Consider the following 18,398-nt stretch of genomic DNA (forward strand, 5'->3'; position numbering starts at 1 on the left):
CGCACCCAGCTGTTATCCTTCATGAGCCGCCCACCAAAGGGCATAAAAAACTCATCCATGGATAGCTGCTCATTGCCACATTGTCAAGCGGTAAATTCAAAAAGTGGACCGCACCTCCGACGTGCGGTCCACTTTGAGTAGCAAATGTTGGCGTAATTAACCTGGGTTATTTTCTATAATAATTTGTAAATAGATTGGGAATTTGTTCCGGAGTAAGCTTGTTTACATCTGTAAATTCTCGGAGATAATAATCATTTCCAAATGGAACAGGCTCTGTATAGCAAGTTTTGAACACGAAAGTATGCTTTCCATAAACCATAGGTGTTTTCATCTGAGTTAGTAAATGCATTCTGTACGCTTCTGGAATGTCTTGGCTATTCCTAATAAATTCTTTTATCGTGTGCGTATAGCGATCTAAGTCTTGGGAAATTGCGGTAGCATCATGTTCTATACCGCATAGCGGAAAATCATTAATCAAAGTATAATCTATGCCATACTTTGTTGCATATTTTTTTGCTGCGTTTTCGTCATTGGCAATTCCAATAATAACATATCCTGTTCTATTAGGCCCTATATTATTGATTGCTGTAAGCGTCTTTAAGACCTGATTTACTACAGACACATCAATTTTCGTTTCATTTAAGGGTACAAATCCGATTTTGAAATCATAAAGAACTTGTTCTGTTTTCGACTTGTTTAGTATATTAACAAAATCAAGGGACCAATCATCAAGCGCAGGATCTTCTTGTGAATTTTGTGTAAATGCCGCTTGAATTAACCCATAAACTGCATCAATGGCGCTCTCCCGATTTTGTATGTTCCCACCTACGATACGTGAACACTTACCATCAATTTTACTTGCAAGCAGATGATAGTCCACCAGTCCTCTCTTTTCCGTAATGATAAGGCGATGGATTGCCATAAATATAATTTGAAATGGGACTATTAAATCTGAAACAGTTTTCGAAATTCCCATCATCTGCCTGAACGTTTTTTGAGAAACGTTTAACATTTCTTCGATGCAAGACATCACAATCCTAAACTGCTTCATCACGAAATCCAGTCCAATGCGATCAATAGCATTATTGACTTGGGTCATTTCAATTGGAATATCAATATTTAACGGGTTTGGAGAATACCCATAGAGTTTATTGAGTGCCATCGTATTTAAGTAAAAATGATTCTTTTGTGGGAGAATCATATTAGCTACTATGAATGCAAGCGCTTCTTCATCACGAGACTGGCGGATTTCAGGTCCATTTATAATCCCATTTTTGACCCAAAAAATATCATCAATAAAGATCGAATACGGAAGTCGATAATTACTGAGGCTAATATTAGACATATTCTTCAACAACAATTTATCTTCCGATATATCGCCACGAATTTCCGATGATAACTGTCTAATGATTGTTGCAAATTGAGTATCTACACCTACTTGCCGTAATTCCTGAAGTGCCAGATGCTTTCCTGTTGAATTGATACGCTTAAAAATCTCCTCAACATCTTCGTCGCTTGCGGCTGGGAATATAGAAACAGGAAGCGGATAATTTGATATAGATTTGCAGATACTTGCATCTACAATCGGTTTCTTTTGCTTTAATTGATTTTTGCGTTTCTGTTCAATAGTATCAGGCATTGATTCAAGATTAAAGTGTCCATCTTTGAGTGCATATTTTTGGCTGATGAACGAACAGATTGCGTCCAGTCGTTGCATTCCATCAATAATTTCATACTGACCATCATCTGTAGCTGCAAATAAAAACATCGGAACAGGCAATCCACGTTCAATCGTATCCAAAAAATTTCGTTTTTCCTCGATAGTCCAGCACAACTTTCTTTGATACTTACGGTTTACAACCAGCTTATTGTTGGCATACAGCGAATATATCTGACTGATTGTCATTGCTTTGATGGATAGCTCCTCTTGAATATACATTCATATCCACTCCATTTCTTGTTGTCTTGTGCCAAGTTTATAAACTCAAGGAGGCCCTTTAATCATTTTGAAAAAGGGCCTCCTCAAATTCAAATCACTTAAATCTCGCCCACAAAATTATAAACAATGCGGACTTTCTGCACCTTTTCGCCGTCAACGACTTCGACTGCGCTAATGATAATTTTATCAATCAGCCGATTCAAAATGGTTTCATCCAATTCGGTGATGGACGCATACTCTCGGATTTCTCCAATGAACCGTCGCACATCGCTGTCCGCGCTGCTGGCAATGCGCAACTCGTCTGTGATCGCCTGCATCCGGGTTTTATTGTCTGTCTGCTCCTGTTCCAGCCTCTCCGTCATACGGAGGAACCGCTGCTCGGTCAAGATGCCCCTTGCCTTGTCAGCGTACAAGCTCATGAACATCTCGTCAATTCCCTGGTTGCGCCTCGCAAGCGCGTCCTGTTCCTTTTTCAGACTTTTTTCGTCAATGGAATACCGCTGCTCCAGCCGACGGGTCAGCCGCCCATAGAAGGCTTCTGCATCTTGCAAGGCCATTTTGCCATGCTCCATGATGTCCGACAGCACCAGATTGTAGAGGTCACGGGCTTCAATCTTATGGCTGGTGCAGGCGTTTTTCCCCAGCCGATTATAGGTCTGGCAAATGTAATACGCCTTGTCAATTGGCTCCCGCATTTCTCCGGTGAAGCGGTTCTTCCCGGTTCTGCCGACTTTCTCATAGCGTACCTGCATGGATTTCCCACAGGTGGCACAGTAGACAAGGCCGTGAAACAGATTGTAAAAGGGACAGCTATTCCCCTGCATGATGGTCGGGCGGCGGTCAATCAGCTTTTGCACCCTATCCCATTGCTCCCGACTGACAATGGCCTCGTGGCAGTTCTCGATAATTTCCCACTGGTCACGAGGAATGAAATTCACCGTGTTGGAGCGAATGGCCTTTTGGTGGCACTTGCAAACCACATGATCGCCCTTATAGACCGGGTTACGGAGCATTTTCCCAATCACCGAACCGCTCCACGAATAATAGCGGACTTCGGATTCCACAGGCTCTTTAATGCGTGTAATTGGGATTTTGCGCTCTAACAGGTGCTTGGCAATCTTCATCGTGCCGTACCCGTTCAGCGCCAGATCAAACACCAGCTTTACCGTAGGGGCAGTTTCCGGGTCAATAATCAGATGCCCGTGATCGTTGGGATCGCGCATAAGGCCGTAAGGAGTGGGACCACCCAAGAATTTCCCCTGCCGGGAGCGAGCCATCCAACCCGCCAAAACTTTTTTGGAAATATCCCGGCTATACATATCGTTTAGGATATTTTTGAAGGGGGTAATGTCCATCTCCTGCCGGTTCAGACTGTCCACACCATCGGTGACAGCGATATAGCGGACGTTGTGGCGCGGGAAGAAGATTTCGATATAACTGCCAGCTTCAATGTAGTTCCGGCCCAGCCGGGAGAGGTCTTTTGTGATGACACATTTGACCTTCCCCGCCTCAATGTCGGCAATCATCCGCTGGAACGAAGGACGGTTGAAATTACGGCCTGTGTAACCGTCATCAACATAAAATTCGTAGTCCAGCAGGCCATTTTTCTCAGCAAAGTCGCGGAGCAAAGCCTTTTGATTGCTGATGCTCATGCTCTCGTTTTCCCGTCCGTCCTCGATGGAGAGGCGGCAGTACAGAGCGGTGACAGAAGGGGTAAGTTTATTCTTCCTGTTCATTGGTGATCTCCTTAATGAACAGGGACACGATATGGTCATGATACCATATTTCGGCAAAATTTTCAACAGGCATTTTTATCGCTCTCCCTCTTTTCAAGCCAGGATTCAAACTGCCCGCAAGCCTGGGATTCAATGGCCTGTTCAAAAGCGGCCCTCATGCTCTGTCTGCCGTTATATTCACGGGTCACGATGAATCGGGGTTTGTTCTGGCGTCTAGTCTTGGGTGCAGCGGGTTTATCCTGTTGCGTTTTTCTCATAGGCAACTCCTTTCAGTCCATCAGATTTTTCAGCCGTGCCAGCTTGTCCTGCGCCGTGGCTTTACGAAAGTTCTCACCAGAGAATCGAATGGGGGCGCACATTTCCAGCAGACGGTCGTAGATACGGGCGTGGGCGGTGTTCTGGGGGTGCTGTAAATCTTGGAGCGGAATATTGGTGGTGACAATCAGCGGTTTCTTACTGCGATACCGGCTGTCAATCACGTTGTAGACTTGCTCCAATCCGTACTCTGTACCACGCTCCATGCCGAAATCGTCTATGATAAGCAGCAGGGCGCGACAAAGCTGGGATATGTACTCATTGCGGCCCTCAAAGCTGGCAGTCAGATCATTCAGAATCAACGCAAAATTTGTCATACGGACGGTGATCTCCTGCTCCATCAGGGCGTTTGCGATACATCCCGCGAAATAGCTTTTCCCGGTGCCAACGCCGCCCCAAAGCAGATAGCCGATGTTCTCCGCCAGCATGGTGTCCCAATGCTCGACATAGAAATGAGCGTGTTTCATCTGCGGGCATTTGCCGTTGTCATTGGCGAATGTCCAGCCGCGCATAGCGGGGTCGGTGAATCCCCGGCGCTTCAGATCGGCCACGGCCTGAAGGTGGCGGCGGGTCTCCTGCTCCGTAGTCTCCCGGTCGATACGTTCCTGCTCACACCGGCAGGGACAGGGGAGCAGCCGCCCCTCCAAGGGCGCTGCGTCCATGCGAAACTGCTTCGGGGTACGGCACTTGCCGCAGTACAAAAGCCCGTCCTCGCCGGTATAGTCCTCCGGCCCTACATGGGTCACGGTCATGCGCTTGATAATGCTGTCAAAATCATTCATAGGCTCTCGCCCTCCTCATAAGTGTAATTGGGTATGCTCTTGCCCTTCCGTCTGTCCTCCGCCGCCCAGCGGCGAATAGTGGCGGCATGGTTCTGATAGGTCTTGCCCGTGGAGGCCATATACTCGGACAGCTTCTCCACATACTGCTGCCAAAGGTCAGAGAGTTCTGCTTGCAGTTCGGCTATCTCCGTATCCGAAAGAAAAACATTCTGATAGCGGCCTCGCGCAGGCGCGCGTGTACGCTCTCCCTTTAGGTGGTTTATACTTAGGTTGTTATTACTCAGGTGGTTAGGGGAAAGTTTTCTGTCCATCATAGGGACAGTTTTCTTTCCGTCAGAAGGACAAGTTTCTTTCCCTATGACGGACAGTTTTTTGTCCGTCAGTCGGACAATATCCTGTCCATCAGGTATCTTCACATAGATGTGATTCGGTGCGGAGAAGCCCCGCCTCTGCCGCTCGATCAGGCCAGCAGTTTCCAACTCCGCCAGGGCGTTCTTAACGGTCATGGGGCTGCGGTCGATAGCGTTGGCAATTTCCTCAATGGGAAACACCAGGTACAACCTGCCGCCCTCGTCTGTCCAGCCGTTGGCCTGGGAGAGCGTGGCCCTGTCCAGCAGAACCATGTAAACCAGCTTTGCGGCCTGCGCCATATCCGCTTCCAACAGGAACCGGGGATAGGGCAGGTACGGCGGCAGCTTGGTATCTTTCGTCATGTAGTCAGCAATATAGATGTCACCTCCCCGCCGTTGCGGGCCATCTGGGGGCCTTCCGGAGTGCTGGACAGGGAATGTATCAGCCCTCTATCGAGCCGCTCCCGGAAAGCCTTGCAAAATCAGGGCTTTTTAAGCCCTAAAGCGTGACAGTTCTGCCTTTGTTTCCGCTTACGCTCCGTAGCCTTTGCCCGCTTCATGCGAATGGAGCAGTCGGGGCAGTATTTCGCCCGGTTGGATTTCGGCAGATAGTAGCCGCCGCAGAGGACGCATTTCTTTCTGTCTGCCCGGTGGAGCAGGGCAGCGCACAGGCTAGTATCTAGGGGCAGGACAGCGGTGCGGAACCATTTGCAGATCAGCGAGTAAGTGATGCTCTGCGGGCAGACACATTCCTCGCCATCGTCCAGAAGCAGACAGCACCCGCCGTCATAGTTACAACAGCTATGTATCAGCCGCCGCGCCGTCCGATACTGCTGATAGTTCATGTGGACAATCACGGCTCATTCTCTCCGGCGGGTAGCTTGATGTAGATGTGATAGGGGGTATGGAGGGCAATCAGCTTCTTCTCCACCAGCCCCACGACCTCCAACTCCCGAAGGGACTGCGCCACGGTGCTGGGGGTGCGGTCAATGATCTCCGCGATGGTCTTGTTGTAGAACGCCAGATACCGCCGCCCACGCTTGTCGGTCTGAACCATATCCGAATTGAGCGTCATATCCAGCATGATCGCGTACACTTCTTTCGCAGTCAGCCGGATATTCATGCCCAGCAGGAACCGGGGATAGGCCAGATAGGGCGGCAGGGTGGAGCCGCTGGTGATGTAGTCAGTTTTCATGTTCCTTCTCCATTTCGTGTCGGATTTCATGCACTTTCTCGAAAAATCCTTTGATTGCGGTTGTGACAGAATAGGCGCTATCGCCCAATGCGTCAAATTGGGAAATTGTCATTCCGGCGAAAATATCCGCCCGGTGATGGAGGGATTCGATGCCGGAAACGTAGCGGACGCATAGGGCCTTAAACTCGCTCAACGCCGATTCGCTTTCCATCATCCCCTGCCGCTTCGGTATGGGCGGCGCTATCGTCAGAACCGCAGCGGCCTCCGCCTGCCGGTCAGGGGGCAGCTTGGAAATTTTCAGTGCGGCCCCTTTGGTGATTTTATCGCCAGCATCCCGGATGGTCCTCTTTGCCTCCGGGGTCAAGTCACGGGCGGTCTGGACAAGCTGCTCAACGGTGCGTTTGCTGACGCCCAGTTTGTCAGCGGTATCCTGGGCAAATGACTTCGTTTCTAAAAGCGAAAAATTTGCGTTTTTAGCCGTCTGCCCGTTGCGCTGACCTTGGCGTGTCTCCGGGTGAAGGGCCTCATAGAGTTCCTTCCGGCGTAGAAGCAGATCGCCCAGTTCCCGGTGGGACAGCCCCGCCCGTACAAAGTTCTCGTCAATCTCCGCCAACTCCGCTTGCAGGCCGTCCGCCTCGCTGACAACGCACTCGATCTCCGTCCAGCCCAGCGGCTTCACAGCTTCCAGACGATGCAGGCCGGCGATAAGCGTGTTGTCCTGGGTGACGGTGATCGGATTCATCAGGCCCACGGTGGCAATGCTCCGGGCCAGTTCCTCCACGTTCCGCTGCTGGGTGTCCCGCCGTCCCGGATTGATTTTGATTTCGCTGATTTTCATTCGCATGGTGACTGTCCTCAATGCGAAAATGTGGCGATAATCCGGTTGAGCATTTCCTGGTCGGGGCCATCCAGGGATTCCCCCAGCCTACGGAGAAACGTGATCTCCGCAGAGTTCAGCGCCCTACGGTCAAGGTGGAACCACTCTGCAACTCTGACGCCGCCGTGACCGCCCTTCACCGTCTCAATCGGATAGGAGCAGGTCAGCACCACAATGTCTCGGCGAATTGTCCCGGTACTGACGTTAAACTCATGCGCCAGATTGCCGTAAGTATCGTGCCGCCGGAGGCACAAAGCCTCCAAAATCTTCTGACGGCGTTCCCACGGGTTCATATCCATTTTCGTAACCTCCTGATAAATTTATCGTTCATTTTCCTTCTGCTGGTGCTGTCCATCACGGGCCAGACGGTCAGCGGCCTTTCGCAGGGCTTCCACCGCTTTGATTTCATCCCGCATATCCCGCATTTTCTGATAATCGAAATCCTTCTGCATGGTCAGCTTCGCGGCCTCGGCCCGCCACACCTTGGGCGTGATCGCCTCGCCGGATTCTTTCAAATTTTTCAGAAAATCGGCGGCAGTATCAAAGGTAGCGAGTTCTGCCCTATGCTCCTGCTGGTATTTCTCCCGCTTGCCCGGTTTCACCTTGTCCAGCTTTTGGCGGATGGGCTTGTACTTGTCGTACTGCGCCCAAATTTCCAGCCGTTCATCCAGGACGGCAAGGCGGCGCTCGGTTTTGACGATTTTGCCGCGCAAATCGTAATAGGCATCATTCATGGCAGAGACTTTTTCATAAAGCTGTTCCATGGAAGTAATACCGTTGCCCTGCAAAAACGCCAGCAGCTTTGCGTTCTCTTGGAGGGCCTTAATCCTGCCGGAGCGGTAGCGGGCTTTGTTCCTGTTGACCTCTGCCTGGGCTTCATAAAGCCGGGTCACGAGACTGCCGCTGTCTTGGGGCTGTTCGGCCTTGGCCTGTTCCTTCGTCCAGTTGTAAATCCGGGTGATGCGGGCCTTGAGTTCCTTCAGCAATTTGTTATCTGCGGCGATCTGGCGGTTGACGTTCCCTTTCTCCGTCTGGATACCCTTCCGCTCCATCTGGCTGGCGGCAACGCCCATGTGGATGGATGGGATTTTATCAATGCCCTGCCGCTCATAGCTGCGGTGATCTATTCGCTCCGGTCGGCCCGCCGCCTCCAACGCGCGATTGGCGTAAGCGGCCCACGCCGCCCGCCACTTTTCAGCGTTCTCCCGATTGTTCCAGTCGGTGGTGTCCTCCCGATGATTCTTCCAGCCGCCTTTACCGTCCGGGATGCGGTTGCCCTGGCTGTCCAGGTCGTAAACCTTGCGGCACTTCGGCCCCCAGCGTCCGTCCGATTTCAGTGGGCGAATGGTCAGCAGGATATGAGCGTGGGGGTTGCCGTCACCCTTGTCATGGAGCGCAAAATCGGCGCACATTCCCTCCGCCACAAAGTTATCTTTGACGAATGATCGGACAAGGGCCAACTGCTCCGTCCTGGACAACTCCACAGGAAGGGCAACTTCGATTTCACGGGCAAGCTGGGCGTCGCTGGCTTTCTCGATCTGCTCCACGGAGTTCCAGAGGGTGGAGCGGTCTTGAAACTCTGGCGGGGCGTGGGCTGGCAGCATGATCTCCTTGTGGACGATACCGGGCTTATGCGTGTAATCGTGGGTTTTGCCATCCCATTCATTTGTCAGCTTCTCGCCGCTCCGGTAGGCGGCGGCAGCGACAGCCGAACGGCCTACACTCCGCTTGATGATTTGAATGGGACAGTGAAAAATTGCTATCTGCTTTTCCTCCTTCCTCCGCAGTCGGTGGCGGGGGATATAGGCCAGCAGAAACGAAACAGACGCAAAGCGGATGTTTCGTTTTTGCTGGCGCACATGGGGTTTGGGGAAGGTACTTCCCCATCGCGTCCGCAGGACGCAACAGCTCCCGGCAGGGCGCACGGCACCGGACACGGTGTATAAGTGCGCCGTAAGAAACGAACTTTAGTTTGTGGGGGCGTTTTTTTGCGCCTTTTCCGCCGTCTCCGCTGCTCCCGGCAGACGGGAAAGGTCAATCAGGAACGCCTTGATTGCCTCGCCGTCCATACTGGCGGTGAAGGGGAACACGCCCTCCATAATCGCGCCATGCACAATCAGGCGATGGTTCCGGGCGTTGCGTTCTTCCTTGCGGATTCGGTTCAGAAGTATTTTCTGCTGGTTCTCCAACTGGCGGACTTCCTTCTCCGCCTTTGCCTTTTGGACCTCTAATGATTTGCCCATTTTGTTATCAAGCCTCCTTCGGCATCCAGCCGTTTTTGAGAAAATACCGTTCCAGCTTCGTGATCGCGCTGGCGGCGGTGCGGGAATGGAGTTGCTGGACTTGGGCCGGGGGCAGATTCGCCAGCAACAACGCTACTGCTGCTCCATCCTCGCCTTGGACTGTCAGATTTTCCAGGGGCAGTATCAGGAGTGGAACGGAAGTGCAGTTGATCGGGCAGCGGGGGTGGCAGTGGTGCAGTCTGATAATTGTCATAAAGACCTCCTTCAAATGTCAGGAGGGACAAGCCGACACAGCAGCTTGTCCCTCCCGGTAATGGAGCGTATTGCCCCTCACCTTATAGCCGTTTTGAAAAGCTGATCGACAAGGGGGTTAGCGGAAAAATTTCATAAACTTTTTGCGGACCGCTTCAATGCTTAACCGGACAGCCTCTTTCGAGCAACCGCACAATTTAGCAACCTCGGCGTGGCTGAGATCGTACAGAGCATGGAGCAAAAACCGCTCTCGCTGCTTCTCGGTGCAGAGAGCCAGCACCGCAAGAATTTCCCTGCGGGTTTCCATGCGGCACACATATTCCTCTGGCGATTCGCAGCAGGGCAAACGTCCCTCGGTGACAACTATGTACTCGTCATAGCCGCGCTCGTCCCAATGGTCTTTCCACTCACGGTAAAAGCTCCGGTCAAACTGCTTGGCTATCACCCAAAGCTCGTCAAGGGTGGTAGCATCGTCATAGGACAGATTGCGCCTATGCTTTCTGATGGTAATTCCCATCCTGCATTTTCCTTTCGTTCAGATTTTTGCTGGGGTCTGAACGAAAGGGGCGGGGAGCGGCAGCGTGGCCGGAGTAATCGGCTCGGAAATACAAAAGCACCCGAACGGCATAAGGCCATTCGGGTGCAAGTAACAACATTATGGGCCGGCGGAAAACGACGGTTTTTGCAAGTGCAGGTGGAGTGCGCCGTTGCAGAGATCAGGCTTTTTTTGAAATATCAAGTTGATTTTGCCATTGTAACCACATAGCGGCATCCTCCTATTGCCGCCTATTGGACATAAAAAACGGCGGCTTTAATTTCTTAAAACCGCCGCTGGAAATGGATTTTGGACATGAGTAATGGGTCTGCCCAGCAGCGGTTTTTTTCTTTTCTGCCGCTGGGCAGATTTAATAGGATTATTTCATAGAATGCTCGCAATGCGAGCAAACGCCAGAAGTAAAATATTTATTTATCATAGGGCATAGCGTCTAATCTCTCCGTGCAGCCCAGCCGCTTTGCAATTATATCCATAAGCCATCTACTGAACTTGCTCAAACGCTGGAATTGCCGAATCTGTTTCTCTGATAAATACTCCGGGCTTGCGTACTCTACAATAATACTTTCGTGGAAATACCCATATTTCCCGAAGGAATGCCCAATTTCAATGAAAGGCTGCACCATTTTACTGCCGTGCTTTTTCCCTAACAGACCGGTCGAGAACATATCCCCTCTGATAAGCGTTCCACCATATGCACATCCTAACTGTTCGGGGAGCGTTTTTAGAAAACACTCACAGCAGCGTCCCTGTGAAGCCTCTGGAAATCCACCTTGCACAAGAAATGACAGCCGAGTTCCAGATGTTGTTTTAGGGGGCAGGCTCTCTAAAAACTCAAGCATTGTTCCGGGAACATTCTCCACATACAGCGGCAACGCAAACAAGATATTGCTATTTTCACAAAAGGCCGCTCTTGTTCCCGCCCAGCTTGTCCTGTCAGAAAGATACCAGACCTCGGCGGTGTGACCACATTTCTGAAAGCCTGTCAAAAATACGCTGATGATTTTTGCCGTATTACTCCTTTCACGCGGGCGTGTCGCCCCACTGATAATTGTCAGATGCATAGAGATACCTCCTGTATTTTTTCGACAGGAAATGCGCCAATACTCACACTGTTGAAGTTTAGAGCAAACCGTTTTAGCCAAAGCTCCAAATACTCCCGATCAGCTTCGCCTGTGTAGATAAGACCAAAGTGGAACACTTTATCGTAGCGCGGGACGTGACGCATTTGTCCATTAACAATATGGGTATACATGGTGCCGAGGGGAATTGACCGGTCGATGAGGTTTTTCGTCCTATGGTCAATGAAGCCCAGGCTGGTGCCGGAAATGAAAATAGCAGCATCGTATTCCAGATAGGCTTTCAGGATTTGTTCGTAGTCATCTTTCAGCGCACATACTCCCGGTGTCTTTAACCAACAGCAATTGCATCCAACACAGGGAGCAATCCTCATTGCAGCGGTGTGAATGACGCGATACTCATCCACTTTTTCTGCCAGAGCGCAGATCACTTGTTGTGCGGCTGGTTCTGCCTCCGGCAAAGTATTGATAATTAACAGGTTCATTCTCTCCCTCCATTTTCTCATGCGTAATCGGGCAAAAAGCACCGACCCTATAAAAGCATAAGGTCGGTGGAAGCCCCCAAGTCAAGAGCAAATTGATATTTAATTCCGCGTCATTTGAGGGGAACCCATACCTCATAGCAATACTGGTCGGTCAACTCCCCTAACACCACAAGACGCGCGAAGATATAGCACATCCCGCGAAAAGAGAAACCATTTTGTTCCGCCCATTCATAACACAGACGAAACATCTTTTCCATGATAGACTGGTCTCTGTTATCAGCCGTAAACAATACATGCAAGCTCTTTCCGCTTTCCAAAACTGTTTTCTGTTCTGGCGATCCTTCTCCATGAAATGGCTTCACAATATACATTCCCGAAGTGATATAGCCGTTTTCATCAAAAGTCACAACGCGCACCATATTTGATAAAATATCCTCTTTCTCTACATTGAGATAAGCCAATACTTTATCCCGGTACTCGTCAAGAGATGCTCCGGTGCCTAGCGTATTCACCACATAGTAGACAGGTAATTCCTCGATTGAAAATGCAGGCTGGTACTGTGCCGTATATTCACAAAATTCCCGCATATGTTCCAGCCGTTTTGTCATTTCAGTCAAATCGCGGATTTTTTCATGGATGGCGCTAATTTTTTCTTGTGTGATTTTGGCGTAGTCCTCTGCTGCCGTACCTTGAAGCGCACTGATTTCGGCAGTAGTGAATCCTCTTTTTTTGAGAAAATCTATCGCCATAATTCGAGTCATATCATATAAATCAAATTCCCGGTACTTGCTGTCACCACTTCTTTTGGGCGTGATCAGCCCCATTTCTTCGTAGTACCGTAATGTTTCCCTGGTTAGGCCGAGACTATTTGCAATATCACTTGTATGGTATATACTATCTAACGCACGCTCGTTTTCTGCATACGGTATCCCGTATATCTCCTCACTCTTGAATCCATTCCCACGGTTTCGTCCATCAACAGGTTTTTCAGCATCAGCGGGGATAAACCATGTTTTCCCTTTTTTGACAGCTCCATCAATTCTGCCTGCTTTACAATAGTAGGCCACCATTCGGCTTGATATGTGCCATTTCAATGCAGTTTCATTCGCCGTTAGATAGTCCATGGAACCACCTCCTGGCTTCATTATATTTCAGATAAACGAAATTTACAAGGCTGAATATGTACCAGCCGCTCTCGCGACTGGCTGCCTTGTTAGTACTGCTCTCTGAACCAGGCTAGTATATCAGGTAAATGTCCGCGAAATGTTACAATGAGGTCAATTTTTTATCTGGTACTTAAAATTGGAAACAGAGGACGAGTATGCCCTCTGTTTCCATCAGCCTCTAGCTATAAACTAATTCGCTGAATATGATTTCCTCCACCTGGGCCTTACAGCAATTCATCAGTCCCACCCATGCCATTTGGTCACGGGCTTTCAGTTCCTCGGTCACGCCAGCAGCTTTCATCATCTGCGGCAGAAGCATGTCCATGCGCCGCTCCGCTGCCCGCTCAATGCTGGTCAGGTGATCGTCTGCTCTGCCGGTGTTCACCAGTACCATCCACAACTTGGGCTTATGTTTCTGGAGGTAGGTACGGCGAAGATCACCATATTTGCCATAAAACTTCTCTGTTGCTGGGCCCTCGTCAAGTATCAGATCGGGAATGTAGTAGTCGCCTACTCTCGTATAGGTTAATTCTGCCATAATGAACCTCCTTGTGTTCAAGTCCCATTGTCCTATTCTTTCCACGAAAAGTTCAGTTGATCGTGTCCCTGTTCGTGAATTTTATTGGGCAACTGAACTCGTCACAAGGTATTATGGCACATCTTTATCATCCCGGTAATACATGGCTTTCTACCCCCATTTTCCAGGGTTTCTCCTATAAAACCCCATTTTTGGCCCCCTTCATTATACCACATTCCCTTGCTTCTTGCACGCTTTTTCCCCTTTTCTTCCCTGTTTCCATTTGCATTCCTTGATTTTGACTCCCTTTTATCCGTTTTTCAGCAGACACTAACTATTTCTGTATAACCGTTAGGCTCAAAAGTAAAGCCGTCCTTAACAATAGGACCATAATCTTCCCAAAACTTCAAACTGCGCTGAACTAATATTTTTATATTTTGAACGGTTGCATTATCTGGATTAGTTTCGTCTGCACCCTTAGCCATTATTGCACCCATAGGATTTCTAAACCACACATCATAAGTTACTAATTTGCAAGCATTGATAACCGCTTTTTCATCAATTCTTTTTATGCCAGATAATAGTTTACTGGCAGTTTTCATCGCATTTTTTTGCTGAAACATTTCTTCCGCCACTTTTGCACCCATGCAAGATATTTTGAAAGCATCTAAAAGCTCTGCGCCCATCGCATATCTTGTTAAATAATCAACAGTCATTCCGATTATAGACGCATGAACATTTTCGCTCTCATTCAAAATACATTCATCATCCATTTTATGTACGGAAAATTGAGATGGTTTTATATATCCGCCTCTCGGTTGCTTTATTTCGCTAATTCTTTTCGTAACTGAACTCATTATAACTGCTCCTTTCCTAAATCCTTAAATTTTGTTACTTCCGTCCCCGCTGCGGGATTGGATTTTTCAGCAAGTCCGATTTTCCTGCAAGCCGTTTCAGCGCCGCTTTGTCTTCCCCGTTCAACTTGCCATAATTGAGCCGGAGCCGTTTGCAGATAAACACCAAAGACGCTCTCTCCGGGTCGCTGTCCTTTTTAGCGGTTTCTTCGGCGGTCTGCAAAAAATCTTTCAGCGGGTTATCCTCCGGGACGCTGAAAAAATCGTCCTTATGGGCTTCCCGTAGGTCAAGGGCTATCCCGTTTATATCTTGCTGGATTATGTAACGGCAAAAGCTGTCATCATCAATATGGGCGGCGACAAGCTGCCGCAACTGCGGGTCACTTATGTCGGGATTGTGCTGTTTGACAATCGTTGCGCTCATAGCGTCCACTATCGCATTTGCGCCCTGTACCTGCCTGACCGCCACACCGTTTACATAGATTTCAAGGTCTGCCATCAGCCTGACAAAATCCGGGTGCGCCGCCAACTCACATAGCAGAGAGTTATCCACCCGCCCGCTTTGTAACAGTTCAATCATATCATCACTCAAACGCAGGTCTGCAAGGTCGGCGTTTGGATGATTTTTTGTTTCTGCCAGCCCCAGCAGATAATCAGCGGTCACGCCGTAAAACTTTGCCAGCTTGATAAGGGCATAGTGGCTGATGTCCTTGAAGTCCTCCGCTTCATAACTACCCAGCGCAGACTTGGAGAGGTGCGTCTGCTCCGCAAGCTGTTCCAGCGTCAGCCCACGCTCTACACGCAGGTCTTTTAAGCGTTCTTGTATTGTTAAAGCCATTCTGCCCTCCTTAGTGATAACCTTTAGGTAAAGTCAGATACAGAACGTAGAAAATCCGCTGATACAAAATAAGGATTGTTTGTATCGCCAATCTTCTCAATCAAAACGGATTCGCCATCTGATTCCAAAATTCTATATGTATCGTCAACATTTAGTACTAAGTTTTTCCCATCTTCCCCGCTGACGACAACTTTATAAACTTGCGACATTTCAACCCTATCTGTCCTGTCTGCCAGACCTTTTAGGGTATGATATGCTTTTTTAACTGCCATTTCGCCGCATTTATATACTACTCCCCCCGCCCCCAAAGTTAAGAGAAACAAATTTCGGGGGCCACCAACCTTTTTTGCCGCAGTAGTCATTACCTGATACCAACCCAAATTACTCATAATCTTTCTCCTGTCCCAAATTTTGTAAATTAAATTTTGTTTTCTCCTATTATACCACAATTCCGAGAGCGTGGAAATAGGGAGATTTCCGGGCAGATTTCCTACCTTATGGATATACGGCACAGGCAATCAAAAAAGTATACACTTGAGATAGTTCATCGATGGACAAGCCCCTTGAAAACCGAATGACCGTTTGAAAAGGAATACCCCGGCTGGGGAAGTGTGCCGTGACCCTGCTTCTGGACACCGTGACCAGAGCAGGCGAGCGCACCAACGCCGGAACACGCCGCAGGAATGGGGCAGGAAGCCTTTTTGGGAAAAACGGCAACAAAAAGAAAAACGGAGGGACTGCATGAAAGAAAGACCCTATCAACATTTGCCGCCGCTGGAACACAGGCCGGACAGCTTCCCCTACCGCATGACCCCAGCGCAGCGGAAACGGGCAACCACCCTTATCCGCCGGGAGTGCTGTAACTGTGACGGTGGAAACTGCCTTGCGATAGATGATGGCGACACCTACACCTGTCCACAGATGATTACATTCTCCGTCTGCTGCAAGTGGTTCCGCTGGGCGGTCTTGCCGCTGGACGGGACGCTGGAAGCGGAGATTTACCGTGACAGTGCTTTGAAACGCTGCTCGGTCTGCGGAAAGCCCTACGTGCCAAAGTCCAACCGGGGCAAATACTGCCTGGACTGCGCCGCCAGAGTTCACAGGCGGCAGAAAACAGAAAGTGAACGGAAAAGGAGGTCTGCTGTGGACAGTTAAGGCGGGAAAAAGCCTTGATTTGCAAGGCTCTGCAAGCCCCAAACCGGGGCGGGTGGTATGATTTATCACCCACCCCGGAAAACGGGCTTCTAACCGTCCACAAAACACGCTATGACAAACACGATTTACATTCACCAGCCGGAAAAAGCCATCAGCTTCACCCGGCTCCCCAATTTCCTCTTTGAAGCCCCTGCATTCAAGCCCTTGTCCAACGAAGCGAAGATACTGTACGCCTTTATCCTGCGCCGGACGGAGTTGTCCTGCAAGAACGGCTGGGCAGACGAATACGGACGGATTTACCTGTATTACCCCATCTGCGAGGTGGTCGCCCTGCTCCACTGTGGACGGCAGAAAGCGGTAAACACCCTGCGGGAGTTGCAGTATGCGGGGCTTGTGGAGATACAGAAACAGGGCTGTGGAAAACCCAACCGTATCTACCCAAAATCTTATGAAGCGGTTTCAAACACCGACTTCAAGAAATCCGGTTCTGGTACGCCGAAGGGCTGAAATCCGTACTCATGGAGTACGATAATCAATCCTCTTGAAGTACGAAAACCGGACGGTATATAGAAATACAGAGATTAAAACGATTTATTTATATCTTATCCATTCCAATCCTATCAGAGATAATTCCGGCGGGATTTTCCTGTGGAAAAGTCCCGGATAGGAAAGGAATGGGGAAAGGAGTTCATGACACAGCACGCAATTTTGCGATTTGAAAAGCATAAGGGCAACCCAGCAAGACCGCTGGAAGCCCACCACGAACGGCAAAAGGAACAGTACGCCAGCAATCCCGACATTGACACCAGCCGGAGCAAGTACAATTTTCACATTGTCAAGCCGGAGGGCAGATACTACCATTTCATTCAAAACCGTGTCGAACAGGCGGGGTGCAGGACACGCAAAGACAGCACCCGGTTTGTGGATACGCTGATAACTGCCAGCCCGGAGTTTTTCAAGAAGAAGTCCCCAAAGGAGATACAGGCGTTTTTCCAGCGGGCGGCGGATTTCCTCATTGACCGGGTAGGCAGAGAAAATATCGTGTCGGCGGTGGTACACATGGACGAGAAAACGCCCCACCTGCATTTGACTTTTGTTCCGCTGACAGCGGACAACCGCCTGTGCGCCAAAGAAATCATCGGCAACCGGGCGAATTTGACAAAGTGGCAGGACGATTTTCACGCTTACATGGTGGAGAAATATCCCGACTTGGAGCGTGGGGAAAGTGCAAGTAAAACAGGTCGGAAGCATATCCCTACCCGGCTGTTCGAGCAGGCGGTCAACCTCTCCAAACAGGCAAGGGCGATTGAAGCGGCTCTTGACGGAATTAACCCGCTGAACGCCGGAAAGAAGAAGGAGGAAGCCCTTGCCATGCTGAAAAAGTGGTTTCCGCAGATGGAGAACTTCTCCGGGCAACTGAAAAAATACAAGGTTACGATAAATGACCTGCTGGAAGAAAATCAAAAGCTGGAAGCGAGAGCCAGAGCCAGCGAAAGCGGCAAGATGAAAGACCGCATGGAACGGGCGAAGCTGGAAAGCAAATTGCAAAACATTCAAAGGCTGGTTGACCGTATTCCGCCAGAGGTGTTGGCGGAGTTGAAGCAGCAACCGAACTATGGAAAGGAAAGGTGATTTTATAACAAATATCAGATACAAAAAGGAAACCGAAATCGTGACTTTTCAAGGAAAGGAAATCACGCTGGAAAATCTCTCCCCAATATTCACACCGGAGCAGGAAGCGGCAAAACGCCGGGAACTGGAACAGCAGCTTTATGAGGTGTTCCGCAAGTACGCCGACAAGCGGCGGAGTGAGGAAGCCAGGACATAAGTTTTTCCAGCCACATTATTGATTTACGGGGCTGTTGGCAGTATAATGGAACTGTCAGCAGCTCCGTTTCTTTTTTAAGAAAAGGAGCGACAATATGAATAATTGTCAACGCCAATTTGAAATTGTAAGAAAACGCCGAAGAAATTTTGTAGTTTTTCGGCGGGGGGGGGGTAACAAAACTAAGCGTTTCCTTGCTCAAAAAGAGTGTTCACGATTTGCTGTTTCTGGCGCATG

Annotated in this window: 23 protein-coding genes; 4 read left to right on the plus strand and 19 right to left on the minus strand. The window is 49.4% G+C overall.

The genetic code is table 11. The features are described 5' to 3' along the window. Positions 1-166: 166 nt before the first annotated feature. From D7X94_RS16205 to D7X94_RS16300, 19 genes are all read right to left on the minus strand, one after another. Entirely contained in the window at positions 167-1,939 is a 1,773-nt protein-coding gene (locus D7X94_RS16205) for a DUF262 domain-containing protein (protein WP_120428709.1), read from the minus strand. Between the two features lie 98 nt (positions 1,940-2,037). Beyond that, a complete protein-coding gene (locus D7X94_RS16210) occupies positions 2,038-3,675 on the minus strand; it encodes a recombinase family protein (protein ID WP_120428712.1) in 1,638 nt (545 codons plus the stop codon). Between the two features lie 269 nt (positions 3,676-3,944). Further along, positions 3,945-4,772, minus strand: a complete 828-nt coding sequence (locus D7X94_RS16220; RefSeq protein ID WP_120428714.1) for an ATP-binding protein — start codon at positions 4,770-4,772, stop codon at positions 3,945-3,947. Further along, the gene (locus D7X94_RS16225) at positions 4,769-5,485 is read right to left on the minus strand and encodes a replication initiator protein A (RefSeq protein WP_120428716.1); all 717 of its coding nucleotides are present in this window, start codon (positions 5,483-5,485) and stop codon (positions 4,769-4,771) included. Before D7X94_RS16225 ends, D7X94_RS16220 begins: the two co-directional genes overlap by 4 nt. Before the next feature lie 119 nt (positions 5,486-5,604). Further along, positions 5,605-5,967, minus strand: coding sequence for a cysteine-rich VLP domain-containing protein (locus tag D7X94_RS16230; protein WP_120428740.1), 363 nt, complete (start codon positions 5,965-5,967; stop codon positions 5,605-5,607). A gap of 8 nt (positions 5,968-5,975) precedes the next feature. Beyond that, positions 5,976-6,317, minus strand: coding sequence for a hypothetical protein (locus D7X94_RS16235; RefSeq protein ID WP_120428718.1), 342 nt, complete (start codon positions 6,315-6,317; stop codon positions 5,976-5,978). Beyond that, complete coding sequence (locus D7X94_RS16240; RefSeq protein WP_120428720.1) at positions 6,307-7,161, minus strand: ParB N-terminal domain-containing protein; 855 nt, start codon at positions 7,159-7,161, stop codon at positions 6,307-6,309. The genes D7X94_RS16235 and D7X94_RS16240 overlap by 11 nt, the downstream gene beginning before the upstream one ends. An 11-nt stretch (positions 7,162-7,172) precedes the next feature. Then, positions 7,173-7,493: a DeoR family transcriptional regulator gene (locus tag D7X94_RS16245; protein ID WP_279221805.1), complete on the minus strand. Its 321-nt coding sequence runs from the start codon at positions 7,491-7,493 to the stop codon at positions 7,173-7,175. Positions 7,494-7,514: 21 nt separating this feature from the next. After that, positions 7,515-9,053 (minus strand): MobQ family relaxase, encoded by a 1,539-nt coding sequence (gene mobQ / locus D7X94_RS16250; RefSeq protein WP_243111361.1) that lies wholly within the window; start codon positions 9,051-9,053, stop codon positions 7,515-7,517. A gap of 108 nt (positions 9,054-9,161) precedes the next feature. Next, entirely contained in the window at positions 9,162-9,437 is a 276-nt protein-coding gene (locus D7X94_RS16255; RefSeq protein ID WP_120428721.1) for a DUF3847 domain-containing protein, read from the minus strand. 7 nt (positions 9,438-9,444) lie between these two features. Beyond that, positions 9,445-9,690: a hypothetical protein gene (locus D7X94_RS16260; RefSeq protein ID WP_120428723.1), complete on the minus strand. Its 246-nt coding sequence runs from the start codon at positions 9,688-9,690 to the stop codon at positions 9,445-9,447. A gap of 117 nt (positions 9,691-9,807) precedes the next feature. Beyond that, entirely contained in the window at positions 9,808-10,206 is a 399-nt protein-coding gene (locus D7X94_RS16265) for an RNA polymerase sigma factor (protein ID WP_120428725.1), read from the minus strand. Positions 10,207-10,652: 446 nt separating this feature from the next. After that, positions 10,653-11,306: a hypothetical protein gene (locus D7X94_RS16270; RefSeq protein ID WP_120428727.1), complete on the minus strand. Its 654-nt coding sequence runs from the start codon at positions 11,304-11,306 to the stop codon at positions 10,653-10,655. Continuing rightward, positions 11,297-11,806, minus strand: coding sequence for a flavodoxin family protein (locus tag D7X94_RS16275; protein ID WP_243111362.1), 510 nt, complete (start codon positions 11,804-11,806; stop codon positions 11,297-11,299). Before D7X94_RS16275 ends, D7X94_RS16270 begins: the two co-directional genes overlap by 10 nt. 110 nt (positions 11,807-11,916) lie before the next feature. Next, the gene (locus D7X94_RS16280) at positions 11,917-12,930 is read right to left on the minus strand and encodes a MerR family transcriptional regulator (RefSeq protein ID WP_120428729.1); all 1,014 of its coding nucleotides are present in this window, start codon (positions 12,928-12,930) and stop codon (positions 11,917-11,919) included. 220 nt (positions 12,931-13,150) lie between these two features. Continuing rightward, the gene (locus D7X94_RS16285) at positions 13,151-13,510 is read right to left on the minus strand and encodes a TnpV protein (protein WP_120428730.1); all 360 of its coding nucleotides are present in this window, start codon (positions 13,508-13,510) and stop codon (positions 13,151-13,153) included. Positions 13,511-13,809: 299 nt separating this feature from the next. Continuing rightward, positions 13,810-14,346, minus strand: a complete 537-nt coding sequence (locus D7X94_RS16290; protein ID WP_199715153.1) for a hypothetical protein — start codon at positions 14,344-14,346, stop codon at positions 13,810-13,812. A 34-nt stretch (positions 14,347-14,380) separates the two neighbouring features. Then, the gene (locus D7X94_RS16295; RefSeq protein ID WP_120428732.1) at positions 14,381-15,181 is read right to left on the minus strand and encodes a helix-turn-helix domain-containing protein; all 801 of its coding nucleotides are present in this window, start codon (positions 15,179-15,181) and stop codon (positions 14,381-14,383) included. Between the two features lie 23 nt (positions 15,182-15,204). After that, on the minus strand, positions 15,205-15,570 hold the full coding sequence (locus D7X94_RS16300; protein WP_120428733.1) for a hypothetical protein: 366 nt from the start codon (positions 15,568-15,570) through the stop codon (positions 15,205-15,207). A 352-nt stretch (positions 15,571-15,922) separates the two neighbouring features. On the opposite strand from D7X94_RS16300, the gene D7X94_RS16305 reads away from it, so the two are divergent. The 4 genes from D7X94_RS16305 (at position 15,923) to D7X94_RS16320 (ending at position 18,164) form a co-directional block, all read left to right on the plus strand. Next, positions 15,923-16,336 (plus strand): cysteine-rich VLP domain-containing protein, encoded by a 414-nt coding sequence (locus D7X94_RS16305; RefSeq protein WP_120428734.1) that lies wholly within the window; start codon positions 15,923-15,925, stop codon positions 16,334-16,336. 111 nt (positions 16,337-16,447) lie between these two features. Continuing rightward, positions 16,448-16,843 (plus strand): replication initiator protein A, encoded by a 396-nt coding sequence (locus D7X94_RS16310; protein WP_120428736.1) that lies wholly within the window; start codon positions 16,448-16,450, stop codon positions 16,841-16,843. Positions 16,844-17,026: 183 nt separating this feature from the next. Continuing rightward, positions 17,027-17,968, plus strand: a complete 942-nt coding sequence (gene mobV, locus D7X94_RS16315; protein ID WP_120428737.1) for a MobV family relaxase — start codon at positions 17,027-17,029, stop codon at positions 17,966-17,968. 4 nt (positions 17,969-17,972) lie between these two features. Further along, a complete protein-coding gene (locus D7X94_RS16320) occupies positions 17,973-18,164 on the plus strand; it encodes a hypothetical protein (RefSeq protein ID WP_442857924.1) in 192 nt (63 codons plus the stop codon). Positions 18,165-18,398: the final 234 nt, after the last annotated feature.

Source organism: Acutalibacter sp. 1XD8-33, assembly GCF_003612555.1.
GTDB lineage: Bacteria > Bacillota > Clostridia > Oscillospirales > Acutalibacteraceae > Acutalibacter.